At 71.2% G+C, this 12,376-nt stretch carries 13 protein-coding genes and 1 rRNA gene; 13 read left to right on the plus strand and 1 reads right to left on the minus strand.

Annotation, left to right across the window (positions count from 1 at the left end; genetic code table 11):
• The first annotated feature begins 16 nt into the window (after positions 1–16).
• The 12 genes from rrf to HP445_RS04490 all read left to right on the plus strand — a co-directional run bounded on the left by rrf (position 17) and on the right by HP445_RS04490 (position 11,189).
• A 5S ribosomal RNA gene (gene rrf, locus HP445_RS04435) occupies positions 17–133 on the plus strand.
• A 16-nt stretch (positions 134–149) separates the two neighbouring features.
• Positions 150–1,418, plus strand: a complete 1,269-nt coding sequence (locus HP445_RS04440; RefSeq protein WP_128780681.1) for a hypothetical protein — start codon at positions 150–152, stop codon at positions 1,416–1,418.
• Entirely contained in the window at positions 1,409–2,248 is an 840-nt protein-coding gene (locus tag HP445_RS04445; RefSeq protein ID WP_128780682.1) for a tetratricopeptide repeat protein, read from the plus strand. Before HP445_RS04440 ends, HP445_RS04445 begins: the two co-directional genes overlap by 10 nt.
• A 13-nt stretch (positions 2,249–2,261) precedes the next feature.
• Entirely contained in the window at positions 2,262–3,251 is a 990-nt protein-coding gene (locus HP445_RS04450; protein ID WP_128780683.1) for an HAD-IIA family hydrolase, read from the plus strand.
• A 10-nt stretch (positions 3,252–3,261) separates the two neighbouring features.
• Positions 3,262–3,429: a hypothetical protein gene (locus HP445_RS04455; protein ID WP_164941184.1), complete on the plus strand. Its 168-nt coding sequence runs from the start codon at positions 3,262–3,264 to the stop codon at positions 3,427–3,429.
• The gene (locus tag HP445_RS04460) at positions 3,422–4,255 is read left to right on the plus strand and encodes a TlyA family RNA methyltransferase (RefSeq protein ID WP_128780684.1); all 834 of its coding nucleotides are present in this window, start codon (positions 3,422–3,424) and stop codon (positions 4,253–4,255) included. Before HP445_RS04455 ends, HP445_RS04460 begins: the two co-directional genes overlap by 8 nt.
• Positions 4,252–5,175: an NAD kinase gene (locus tag HP445_RS04465; protein ID WP_071245131.1), complete on the plus strand. Its 924-nt coding sequence runs from the start codon at positions 4,252–4,254 to the stop codon at positions 5,173–5,175. Before HP445_RS04460 ends, HP445_RS04465 begins: the two co-directional genes overlap by 4 nt.
• Positions 5,176–5,285: 110 nt before the next feature.
• Positions 5,286–6,980: a DNA repair protein RecN gene (gene recN / locus HP445_RS04470; RefSeq protein WP_128780685.1), complete on the plus strand. Its 1,695-nt coding sequence runs from the start codon at positions 5,286–5,288 to the stop codon at positions 6,978–6,980.
• A 126-nt stretch (positions 6,981–7,106) separates the two neighbouring features.
• Positions 7,107–8,822 (plus strand): CTP synthase, encoded by a 1,716-nt coding sequence (gene pyrG / locus HP445_RS04475; RefSeq protein ID WP_128780686.1) that lies wholly within the window; start codon positions 7,107–7,109, stop codon positions 8,820–8,822.
• A 176-nt stretch (positions 8,823–8,998) separates the two neighbouring features.
• Positions 8,999–9,574, plus strand: coding sequence for an NUDIX domain-containing protein (locus tag HP445_RS04480; RefSeq protein ID WP_071245128.1), 576 nt, complete (start codon positions 8,999–9,001; stop codon positions 9,572–9,574).
• Positions 9,571–10,170 carry a DUF1349 domain-containing protein gene (locus HP445_RS04485; protein ID WP_128780687.1) on the plus strand — a complete coding sequence of 200 codons (600 nt, stop codon included), beginning with the start codon at positions 9,571–9,573 and terminating at the stop codon, positions 10,168–10,170. The genes HP445_RS04480 and HP445_RS04485 overlap by 4 nt, the downstream gene beginning before the upstream one ends.
• Before the next feature lie 38 nt (positions 10,171–10,208).
• Positions 10,209–11,189 (plus strand): site-specific tyrosine recombinase XerD, encoded by a 981-nt coding sequence (locus HP445_RS04490; RefSeq protein WP_128780688.1) that lies wholly within the window; start codon positions 10,209–10,211, stop codon positions 11,187–11,189.
• 148 nt (positions 11,190–11,337) lie between these two features.
• Here the strand turns inward: HP445_RS04490 and HP445_RS04495 are convergent, their stop codons facing one another.
• Positions 11,338–11,784, minus strand: coding sequence for a DUF2510 domain-containing protein (locus HP445_RS04495; RefSeq protein WP_164941186.1), 447 nt, complete (start codon positions 11,782–11,784; stop codon positions 11,338–11,340).
• A gap of 124 nt (positions 11,785–11,908) precedes the next feature.
• On the opposite strand from HP445_RS04495, the gene HP445_RS04500 reads away from it, so the two are divergent.
• On the plus strand, positions 11,909–12,367 hold the full coding sequence (locus HP445_RS04500; protein WP_206647614.1) for an ASCH domain-containing protein: 459 nt from the start codon (positions 11,909–11,911) through the stop codon (positions 12,365–12,367).
• Positions 12,368–12,376 lie beyond the last annotated feature (9 nt).

Genomic DNA, 12,376 nt, shown 5'->3' on the forward strand with positions numbered 1-12,376 from the left:
ATCTGGTCGAGAGTGTTCCGGTGGTCATAGCGAGAGGGAAACGCCCGGTCACATTCCGAACCCGGAAGCTAAGCCTCTCAGCGCCGATGGTACTGCAAGGGGGACCTTGTGGGAGAGTAGGACGCCGCCGGACTTAACGTATGAAAGATGTGGCCATCGGCCCTCCATCGAGAATTCGCAGGGGAAACCCTCGTTCTGGGTCGGGGCCGGTGGCCATTTCTGTTTCTGCCGCCGTTCACTCGACGCCGGCTCCGGTTCGTGATGGACTGGAAGCCGACGTCGGGAAACTGACGCGGCACCCAACACAACGACACAGCGGACGAACGCCCGAGGCACTGCACCGGGCACGCGATGAGGAGCAACGGTGGCGAACGACGACGATCAGCGGCGGAACGACGGGGACCGCGGAGATCGACCCCGGCGGGACGGCGACCGGTTCCCGCGTCGCGGCGGCGCTCCGCGTCGGGACGGCCAGAGCGATGGTCGTTGGTCGTCCGGTCCTCGTGAGTTCGAGCGCCGCGAAGGCGACCGTCGTGATCGTCCGCAGGGTGGAGACCGTCCGTTCCGTGACGGTGCACCCCGCCGGGACAGCGCTCCGCGTCGCGATGGGGATCGTCCGTTCCGGTCCGGCGACCGGAACGACCGTCCGTCGTGGCAGGGCGACCGTGGTGACTCTGGCCGGCCGCCGCGTGGCGATGGTCCGCGCGGTGCCGATCGGCCGCGACGCGACGGCGATCGTCCCTACCGTGGAGGCTCGGACCGCCCGGCTCGTGACGGTGTTCGTCCGTTCCGTGGTGGGAGCTCTGACCGTCCGCGCCGTGACGGTGACCGCCCGTTCCAGGGTGGTTCAGACCGTCCGCGTCGTGATGGCGATCGCCCGTACCGCGGGGGCTCGGACCGTCCCGCTCGTGATGGCGACCGTCCGTACCGTGGCGGGTCGTCGGATCGGCCGCGCCGTGACGGGGACCGACCCTTCCAGGGCGGTTCAGACCGTCCGCGTCGCGATGGCGACCGCCCGTACCGCGGGGGCTCCGATCGTCCCGCTCGTGACGGGGACCGCCCGTACCGCGGGGGCTCCGATCGTCCCGCTCGTGACGGAGACCGTCCGTACCGTGGTGGTTCGTCCGACCGTCCGGCCCGTGGTGGTTCGTCCGACCGTCCGGCCCGTGGTGGTTCATCCGACCGTCCGTTCCGCGGGAGTTCGTCGGATCGCCCGGCTCGCGACGGCGGCGAAGACCGTCGTCGTTTCGGTGACGGCAGCCGTCACGCCGGCGCCCGTTTCGGTGAGGCCGCGCGCGACGACTGGGAGGACCGCGACCCCTACGGCACGAAGTCGATCCGTCCGCGCCACGACGACCCGGAGATCCCCGAGGAGATCCAGGCGCGCGACCTCGACCCCGCCGCCCGGATGGAGCTGAAGACCCTCAGTAAGGACAACGCCGACTGGGTTGCCCGTCACCTCGTGGCCGCCGCACTCTTCGTCGACGACGACCCCGAGACGGCCAACCAGCACGCCCTGAGCGCTGCTCGTCGTGCCGGTCGTGTCGGTGTCGTCCGCGAGACGGCCGCGATCACCGCTTACCGCCTCGGCGACTTCGCCACCGCGCTCCGGGAGCTCCGCACCTACCGTCGGATCTCCGGTCGCAACGACCAGCTCCCGATGATGGTGGACTGCGAGCGTGGCCTGGGCCGTCCGGAGCGGGCACTCGAGCTCGGTCGTTCGGTCGAGCGCTCGGCCCTCGAGACCCCGGTGCAGGTCGAGCTCGCGATCGCCATGTCCGGCGCTCGTCTCGACCTCGGGAATCCCACAGCCGCCCTCGGCGAGCTGGAGATTCCACAGCTCGACCCGTCCACCGCCTACACGTGGTCCCCGGCGCTCTACAGTGCTTACGCGGCCACGCTCGAGGAGCTCGGTCGACAGGACGAGGCCGACGAGTGGTGGGCCCGTGTGGACCGCGCGGCAGCGGCCCTCGCCGAAATCGCGGACGACAACGCTTGGGAGACAGTTGATGTGGTCGAGGAAACGCTCGAAGTCGAAGAACACGGAGACGCCGGGGACGACGCCGCCGATGACCTCGGAGCCGACGACGTCGCGACCGACGAACTCGACGGCGACGACGAATCTGCCGACGACGTCGACGACGAACCCGCCCTCGACGCCCTCGACGACGACACCTCCGCAGCCGACGAGCCCGGCGAGATCGACGACGACAACCCCCGCGACGTCGACGGCTCCGCAGCCGGCTGAGCACTCGGCGGCCTTGACCGACGGCGTCGACGTGGTCCTCACCGACCTCGACGGCGTCGTCTACCGGGGCCGCAACGCCATCCCGCACGCGGTCGAGGCGCTGACCCGGGCGTCGCTCACGGCGCGGGTCGGCTACATCACGAACAACGCATCGCGCCGGCCGGTCGACGTCGCTGAACACCTCGAGCGCTACGGGCTCGAGGTGTCCGAGGGCGACGTCGTCACCTCGTCGCAGGCCGGCGTCCAGCTGCTCGCGACCCTGGTGCCGGCCGGAGCGACCGTCCTGGTCACCGGCGGGCTCGGCCTGTCCAGCATCGTCGAGGAAGCCGGGTTCACGGTCACCTCGAGTGCCGAGGACTCCCCGGCAGCGGTCATCCAGGGCTTCTCACCGGACCTCGGCTGGAAGGAACTGGCCGAGGCCTCCTTCGCCCTGGCCGACCCGGACGTGCCGTGGGTGGCCACGAACATGGACTGGTCGATCCCGGTCGAGCGGGGCATCGCGCCCGGCAACGGCACGCTCGTGTCCGCCGTGCACCAGGCGGTCGGCCGGATGCCCGTGGTCGCCGGCAAGCCCGAGCGGCCGATCTTCGACACGGCGGTCGAGCGCTTCGGCGGCGGTCGGACCCTGTTCATCGGGGACCGGTTGGACACCGACATCAAGGGTGCGAACGACGTCGGGATCCCGAGCGTGCTCGTGCTCACCGGCATCGACAAGGCGAAGCAGGTGCTCGCGGCCGACCAGCGCTCGCGTCCCACCTACGTGCTCGAAGACCTCCGGGGGCTGTCCCAGCCGTACCCGGAGACGGTGCGGCGCGAGGACGAGGACGGCACCCGGTACGTGACCGTCGGTACTGCGACGGTGGCGATGCGCGGGCACGTCGTCCGGGTGCTCGACGCCGGGACGGACATCGATCGGCTCCGGGCCGGCTCGACGCTCATCTGGGAGTCCGGGTTGGCCATCTACGGCCTCGACGTGGACCCGCAGCTGTACGGCGGCGAGTAGCGTGTCGGACGTGCCGAACCCCGAGCAGCCGTCCGCCGAACCCGAGCAGCAGGACGCCTTCGCCGCGCGCACCGCCGAGGCCGAGGCCCTGCCGCTCGCCGAACGCGCCGACGCCTTCTCCGCCCTGCACGACGAGCTGCGGACGCGGCTCGAGAGCGGCGGCTCCGCGAGTGCCTGAGCCGGACGGAGCCGTGCACGACGCGACCCCGGTCCGCCTCGACGCCCTCCTCGCTGCACGCGGGCTCGCACGGTCGCGCACCGTCGCCCGCAAGCTGATCCAGGACGGCCGGGTGCTCGTGGGTGGCCGTGCCGTCCTGAAGCCGTCGACGCCGATCGCATCCGACGCGGACATCGAGGTCGACGCCGCGGACGAGTGGGTCTCGCGGGCGGCCCGGAAGCTCGTCGGTGCGCTCGACGCATTCGACGTCGACGCTTCCGGTCGGGTCGTGCTCGACGTGGGCGCGAGCACCGGTGGGTTCACCCAGGTGCTGCTCGCACGCGGCGCGCGCCGTGTCATCGCGCTCGACGTGGGGCACGGACAGCTGCACCCGACCATCGCGCTCGACGAACGCGTCGCCGTGGTCGAGGGGACGAACGCGCGGAACCTCACGCGCGCCGACTACCTGGCGCTCGACGGCGCCGCCGGCGAGACGAGCCTGGTGGTGGGGGACCTGTCCTTCATCTCGCTCCGACTCGTGCTGCCGGCGCTGGCCGAAGCCGTCCCCGCGGACGAGTTCGTGCTCCTGGTGAAGCCCCAGTTCGAAGTGGGTCGTGGCGGTGTCCGCGAGGGCATCGTGCACGACGCCGGGCTCCGGAACGACGCGCTCATGAACGTGCTGTGGGCGGCGTGGGACCTGGGCCTCGGCACCAGTGGGCTCGCCGCGTCCCCGATCGTCGGGACACACGGCAACCACGAGTACCTGGCCCGCTTCCAGCGCGGTGTCGGGGGCAATCCGACAGAATGGAGAGTCCGGGCGACCGAACTCACGGAAGGGTCTTCATGAGTGACGAACGGCACATCCTGCTCGTGTCCCACACGGGTCGCCGTGACTCGATCGACGCTGCGGTCGAGGTCTGCGACCTCCTGCACGCAGCCGGTCTCACGCCCGTCATGCCCTTCGACGAGTACGCCGACATCCGTCGTGCCGAGGCGTCGGTCGGCAAGGTCGACATCCTCGGCGTCGACGTCCAGCCGAACCAGCTCGAGATCGTCATCGTGCTCGGTGGCGACGGCACGATCCTCCGCGCGGCCGAACTCGTGCGGAACACCGGCGCTCCACTGATCGGGGTGAACCTCGGGCACGTCGGGTTCCTGGCCGAGAGCGAGCGCGACGGTCTGTCCGAGACGGTCGAGCGCGCGCTGTCCGGCGAGTACAACGTCGAGGAACGCGTCACCCTGCAGGTCGACGTGGTCGTCGGCAACCAGATCGTCTACTCGAGCTGGGCGCTGAACGAGGCCACGATCGAGAAGGCCTCGCGGGAGCGGATGCTCGAGGTCGTCACCGAGGTCGACGGCCGCCCGCTGTCGTCCTTCGGCTGCGACGGCGTGGTCGTGTCGACCCCGACCGGCTCCACGGCGTACTCGTTCTCCGGCGGTGGCCCCATCGTGTGGCCGGACGTCGACGCGCTCCTCATGGTGCCGCTGAGCGCCCACGCCCTGTTCGCCCGTCCGATCGTCGTCGGGCCGGACTGCACGCTCGCGATCGAGGTCCTGCGGCGCACGAGCGGCGTCGGTGTCCTCTGGTGCGACGGCCGACGGACCCACGACCTGCCCCCGGGCGCCCGAGTCGAGGTCCGACGTTCGCCCGACCCGGTGCGGGTCGCCCGACTCAAGGACGCTCCGTTCACCGACCGCCTGGTCGCGAAGTTCCAGCTGCCCGTCGCCGGGTGGCGCGGCCCCCAGAGCGACGAGGACGACCGATGAGTCCGGAGAACACCCGATGAGCACGGAGGACGACCGATGATCGGCGTGGATGGGCGCAGCATCGCTTCCGCCCGGTCGGCCGTGGCGCAGCGAACGACGGAGGACGACCGTTGATCGAGGAGATCGCGATCCGCGACCTCGGTGTCATCGGTGAGACCACGCTCGAACTCGGGCCGGGCTTCACCGTCGTCACCGGGGAGACCGGTGCGGGCAAGACGATGATCGTCACCGCGCTCGGACTGCTGCTCGGTGCGCGGGCCGATGCCGGCTCGGTGCGCCGCGGTGCGTCGAGCGCCGTCGTCGAAGGCCGCTGGCACGTCCCCGAGCAGGACGCCGTCGCCGAACGCGTCGAGGACGCCGGCGGCACCGTCGAGGACGGCGAACTCATCCTCACCCGCACGGTCTCCGCCGAGGGGCGCAGCCGTGCCACGGTGGGCGGTCGGAGTGCGCCCGTGGCGGTGCTCGGCGAGCTCGCCGACCAGCTCGTCACCGTGCACGGGCAGTCGGACCAGATCCGCCTCACCTCGGCCACGGCGCAGCGGGCTGCCCTCGACGGGTTCGGGGGAGCCTCGCTCGAGAAGGCCCTCGCCCGGTACGTCGCCGCGTACGACGCCTGGCAGCAGCACGTCGGTGAACTCGAGGTCCTGGTCCGCGACCGGGACGACCGGGTGGCCGAGGCCGAGCGGATCCGCGCGGCCTCCGACGAGATCGAGGCCGCCGACCCGCAGCCCGGCGAGGACGTCGAACTGGCCGAGCGCGCCGAACGGTTGGGCAACCTCGAGGAGCTCCGGTTGTCCGCGGCCCTGGCACACGAGGCGTTGTCCAGCGAGTCCCTCGACGGCGTCTCCGACGTCGTCGGCCTGGTCGAGTCCGCACGCCGTGCCGTGGAGCGCGTCGCGTCCTCGGACAGTGCCCTGCAGCCGGTGCTCGAGCAGCTCACGGAGCTCGGGATCCAGGCGGCCGAGGCCTCGGCGAGCATCTCGAGCTACCTCGGTTCCCTGGAACCCGAGGCCGGGCACGACCTCGAACTCATCAACGAACGCCGAGCCCTGCTGGCCGGCCTCACCCGCAAGTACGGCGAGACGGTGGACGACGTCATCGCCTACGGACAGCGCGCGAGCGACCGGCTGCTCGAGCTCGACGGCGACGACGACCGGATCGCGGCATTGCAGCAGTCGGTCGAGCAGGACGAGCAGGCGCTCGAGTCCGCCGCCGCCGCGCTCACGACGGCGCGCACCAAGGCGGCGACCGACCTGGCGAAGCGCGTGACCGCTGAGCTGAAGACCCTCGCGATGGGTGGCGCGACCCTGGTGGTCGAGGTCACCGACGCCGGCGAGTACCGCCGCCACGGCCGTGACCAGGTGACGATCCTGCTCCAGCCGCACTCGGGCACCGACCCCCGGCCGATCGGCAAGGGGGCGTCCGGCGGTGAGCTGTCCCGCGTGATGCTCGCGATCGAGGTCGTCATGGCCGGCAGCACCACGGTGCCGACGTTCGTCTTCGACGAGGTCGACGCCGGTGTCGGTGGGGCGGCGGCGATCGAGATCGGCCGACGGCTGGCGAAGCTCGCCGAGCGCACGCAGGTCATCGTCGTCACGCACCTGGCCCAGGTCGCGGCCTTCGCGAACAACCACCTCAACGTCGTGAAGGACGCCAGCGGTGCCGTGACCTCGTCGAGCGTGCGCCGGCTCGAGGGGGAGGACCGTCTGCAGGAGATGGCACGGCTGCTCTCCGGGCTCGGCGACAGCGCCAGCGGCATCGAGCACGCCCGCGAGCTACTCGACGTCGCCGGCCAGCGAGCCTGACGACCAAGCAGGCGGGTGCCGCCCGCCGATCCGGCCACGGCCCGAGGACCCAACCACCCACCCGCGCAACGCCCACGGCGAACCGAGGTCGCGCCTCCCGGCAGTTCTGACGTACGATGGAATCCCGTGGCGGACACTCTCAGCGGCGGTACCAATTCTTCGAACTCGACCCCGAAGGTGACGAAGCAGATCTTCGTGACCGGCGGGGTCGTCTCGTCTCTCGGCAAGGGCCTGACGGCGGCCAGCCTCGGCAACCTGCTCACGGCTCGCGGCCTCAAGGTCGTCATGCAGAAGCTCGACCCGTACCTCAACGTGGACCCGGGCACCATGAACCCGTTCCAGCACGGCGAGGTCTTCGTGACCGACGACGGTGCGGAGACGGACCTCGACATCGGGCACTACGAGCGCTTCCTCGACATCAACCTGTCGCAGGCCGCGAACGTCACGACCGGTCAGGTGTACTCGACGGTGATCGCCAAGGAACGTCGCGGCGAGTACCTCGGCGACACGGTGCAGGTCATCCCGCACATCACCGACGAGATCAAGCGCCGGATGCGCGAGCAGGCGCAGAACGACCCGCAGCCCGACGTCATCATCACCGAGGTCGGTGGCACCGTCGGCGACATCGAGTCGCAGCCGTTCATCGAGTCCGCCCGACAGGTGCGGCACGAGCTCGGCCGCAACAACGTGTTCTTCGTGCACGTCTCCCTGGTGCCGTTCATGAACGCCTCGGGTGAGCAGAAGACCAAGCCGACGCAGCACTCCGTCGCCGCTCTGCGCTCGATCGGCATCCAACCCGACGCGCTCGTGCTGCGCAGCGACCGGCCGGTGTCGGAGTCGAACAAGCGCAAGATCGCGCTGATGTGCGACGTCGACGAGGACGCCGTGGTGAACGCCGTGGACGTCCCCTCGATCTACGACCTGCCGACGCTGCTGAACAACCAGGGCCTCGACCAGGTCATCGTCGAGGCGCTCAAGCTCGACGCCGGTCCCGTCGACTGGACCGCGTGGACCCCGGTGCTGAAGGCCGTGCACGAGCCGAAGAAGGCCGTCACGATCGCGCTGGTCGGCAAGTACATCGACCTGCCGGACGCCTACCTGTCCGTCACCGAGGCGCTCCGTGCCGGCGGCTTCGCGCACGACGCCAAGGTGACGCTGAAGTGGGTCGTGTCCGACGACTGCACCACGCCCGAGGGCGCGGCGAAGCAGCTCGGTGACGTCGACGGCATCTGCATCCCCGGTGGGTTCGGCGTGCGCGGCATCGAGGGCAAGCTCGGCGCGCTGAAGTTCGCGCGCGAGCAGGGCATCCCGACGCTCGGCCTGTGCCTCGGCCTGCAGTGCATGGTCATCGAGTACGCCCGCCACGAGGTCGGTCTGACCGACGCGTCGAGCACCGAGTTCGACCCGGAGACCTCCACCCCGGTCATCGCGACGATGGCGGAGCAGGTCGAAATCATCGCCGGTGGCGACCTGGGCGGCACGATGCGCCTGGGCCTGTACCCGGCGTCGTTCACGCAGGGCTCGCTGGCGGCGGAGCTGTACGGAGCGCCCGAGGCCTCCGAGCGCCACCGTCACCGCTACGAGGTGAACAACAAGTACCGCGAGCAGATCGCGGACGCCGGCCTCGTCTTCTCGGGCACGTCGCCCGACGGCACGCTGGTGGAGTACGTCGAGCTCCCGCGCGACGTGCACCCGTTCTACATCGCCACCCAGGCGCACCCGGAGCTCCGCTCGCGTCCGACCGATGCGCACCCGCTGTTCGCGGGGCTCGTCGCGGCCACGATCGAGCGCCACGAGGCGTCCAGCCTGTTCGACCCGCAGACCGAGGAGCAGGTCGCGTAAGCGCCGGTCTCCACGATCGGACGGGAGGCGCGGTGCCAGCTGGCACCGCGCCTCCAGTCCGTCCGGAGCGCGTCCACGGCACCTGGTTCCGGACACGGAACCACGGAACGACGCGGTGCTGTGTCCGGAACCTGGTTCCGACGGGGCGTCCGGCGCGCGCGTGCTTGGATGGAGCCGTGACAGACGCACCGATCGCTGACGAGTCCGCCTCCTTCGAGGTCACCGAATCCACCGTCGTGTACGAGGGCGCCGTCTGGGACGTGCGCCGCGACACGGTCGCGTACAACGGCGACTCGATGGTCCGCGAGTACATCGACCACACGGGCGCCGTCGCCGTGTACGCCGAGGACGACGAGGGCCGCGTCCTGGTCATCCAGCAGTACCGGCACCCGGTGCGGCTGCGCGACTGGGAGCTGCCCGCCGGTCTGCTCGACATGGAGGGCGAGGACCACCTGACGGCTGCGAAGCGCGAGCTGGGCGAGGAGGCCGACCTCGAGGCCGACACGTGGGAGCCCCTGGTCCGGTACAACACCTCGTCGGGTGGCAGCGACGAGTTCATCCAGATCTACCGGGCGCGCGGCGTCCGGTCGACCGAGTCCGCGTTCGAGCGCGAGGCGGAAGAGGCCGACATCGTGACGCGCTGGGTCCCGCGGGCGGAGCTGCTCGAGGGGATCCTGGGCGGTCGGCTCAACAACTCGGCCCTCGTCGTCGCGACGCTCGCCGTCGAGGCCATCGAACAGCGCGGCAAGTGACCGGGTCCGCGGGCGACGGTCTGCGCGAGCTGGTCGGCACCGGGACGTGGACGCACGAGCCGGAGGCCGCCGAGTTCGACGGCGACGTGTTCCGCGTCACCGCGGTCGAGGGCAGTGACGCCTGGCGGACCACCTCGTACGGGTTCGTGCACGACTCCGAGCACGCGCTGCTGCAGCCGACGGACGGGCCCTTCTCGGTCGAGGCGTCGTTCGTGCTCGACTACACCGAGCAGTTCGACCAGGCCGGGGTGTTCCTGCGCGTCGACGAACAGGCCTGGATCAAGGCCGGCGTGGAGTTCTCGGACGGAACCCCGCAGCTCGGCGCCGTGGTGACGCGCGGGTTCTCGGACTGGTCGGTGTCGCCCGTGCCGGAGTGGGTGAACCGGGTGGTGACCGTCCGCGCGAGCCGCGATGGTGACGCCGTGACGATCCGGGCGTGGGCCGAGGGTGAGGAGCCCCGACTCGTCCGAGTCGCGTACCTCGACCCGGACGCCGTCGTGTCCGCGGGGCTGCTGTGCGCCGGGCCGACGCGGGCCGGGCTGACCGTGACGTTCACCGGGTTCCGCGTGGGCGCGCCGGACGAGGCGTTGCACTGACGTGTGGGTGGCCCCGCGCCGGTTAGCCTGCTGAGGTGATGCCCCTCGACCGTGCCGCGGAGACGTACCTGCGGCACGTCGCGATCGAGCGGGGACTCTCGCAGCACACGTTGTCGGCGTACCGGCGGGACCTCGCCGTGTTCGCGGAGTGGCTCGAGGCCGCACCGGTCGTCGAGTCGGACGGTGCGGACCGGGCCGGGGGCTCCTCGGTGCTGCAGGACGTGGCACGGTTGGCGCGGGCGGACGTCTCGGGGTTTGTCGAGCACCTCGCCACGCGACCATCGGGACCGTTGGCGCCACGGTCGATCGCGCGGATGCTCAGTTCGGTCCGTTCGTTCACCGCCTTCGCCGCGGGAGAGGGCTGGTTGCCGCTCGACCCCGGCACCGCCGTCCGGCCGCCGAAGGCTCCGATGCGGCTCCCGAAGGCGATCCCCGTCGAGGACATGGAACGGCTGCTCGGGGCGGTGTCTGTCGACGCCGACGACCCCGTCCAGCTGCGGGACAAGGCCCTGCTCGAGCTGCTCTACGCCACCGGTGCGCGGATCTCCGAGGCGGTGGGGCTGTCGGTCGACGACGTGACGACGCTGTCGGACGGCGACGGCGAGCTCTCCGTCGTGAAGGTCACGGGCAAGGGCAACAAGCAGCGCATCGTGCCGCTCGGCAGCTTCGCCCGTGCAGCGATCGACGCGTACCTGGTGCGGGCACGGCCGGTGTTCGCGGCACGAGGGCCGTCGACGCCGGCACTGTTCCTCGGTGCCCGTGGAGCGCGGTTGTCGCGGCAGAGTGCCTGGCTCGTGATCCAGGCCGCCGCTGCTGCCGCCGACCTGGAGGCGCACGTGTCACCGCACACGTTCCGGCACTCGTTCGCGACGCACCTGCTCGAGGGCGGTGCTGATGTGCGCGTGGTGCAGGAGCTGCTCGGACACGCGAGTGTCGCCACGACGCAGATCTACACGATGGTCACGGCGGACATGCTGCGGGACGTGTACCAGACGGCGCACCCGCGGGCGCGGCGGTAGGTGGTCTACGCGGGCCGTGCGGGTGCGCGGGCCCTGCGGGTGCGCGACGGGCGCGTTTCGTGAGCAGAAATGGTCGGGTCGCGCCGTCCCACTCGACCGTTTCTGCTCACGAAGTGCCGTGGATCGCGACGGGCGGCGGGCTACGCGCTCAGAACAGGTGGAACTGGGCCGACGCGGCGATGACCGTCGTCGTCACCGCGACGACGAGGGCGCTCGCCGAAGCGCTCCGCGCCAGGACCGCCCAGGCACCGACGGCCCCGGGACGGACGATGCCGATGACCCCGCACGCCACGGCGAGCAGTCCCGCCAGGCCCCAGGGGTTCGCGACGACCGAGACCACGGCGAGCAGCACCGCGAGCACCGTGAACACGCAGAGCCGACGGTCGCCGGCGGTGCCCGATGCCCACGCGTCCGTCCAGATCGCCGCGGTCTGCACCGAGAACGACGGCCCCACCGGCGCGACGACGATCGGCGTGACCGGGTCAGCAGCGGCCGCGGGGACCCGTGTGGCCGCTCCCCAGGTGCGACCGTCCCACCAGCGCAGACGACGGGCGTCCTGCGGGTCCGGGAACCAGCCTGCGGCCGGCAGCGTCACGGTTGCTCCTCGAGGTGCGGGGTGGATCGACGATCCCGAGCCTAGGAGCGCGGTCGGCCTCGCCCCAGTCCCCAGCCGGGTGTCAGCACAAGGGGGGACCGGACCGGTGCACTACGGTCGGGGCGTGCCCTCGACGTTCGACGACTTCTGGACCGTGCGACGCAGCGAGCGTCCGAGCCTTCCGACGGAGGTGCCGGAGGCGTGGTCCTTCGGCGCGACCCCGGAGCAGGCGGACGCGCTCCTGCAGCTCGTGCTCGACGGGGTCAAGGTCGGCACGGCGTCGTCGCTCTGGGACTACGAGGCGACCGGCGATCCACTGCCCGCGGCCGACGAGGTGAGCATCGTCACCGACGGCTCGGGTGCGCCCCGTGCCGTCATCGAGACGACGGCGGTCCGGGTGGTGCCGTTCGACCAGGTCGACGCCGACCACGCCTGGGCCGAGGGGGAAGGCGACCGGACGCTCGAACACTGGCGGACCGTGCACGAGGCGTTCTGGCGTGCACACTCGGAGAACCCGCGGGGGTTCGCGCCGGACATGCCGGTCGTGTGCGAGCGGTTCCGGCTGCTCTGGCCGAGCAGCTGAGGTCTTCCG

It is taken from the genome of Curtobacterium flaccumfaciens (genome assembly GCF_013359815.1).
GTDB lineage: Bacteria > Actinomycetota > Actinomycetes > Actinomycetales > Microbacteriaceae > Curtobacterium > Curtobacterium flaccumfaciens.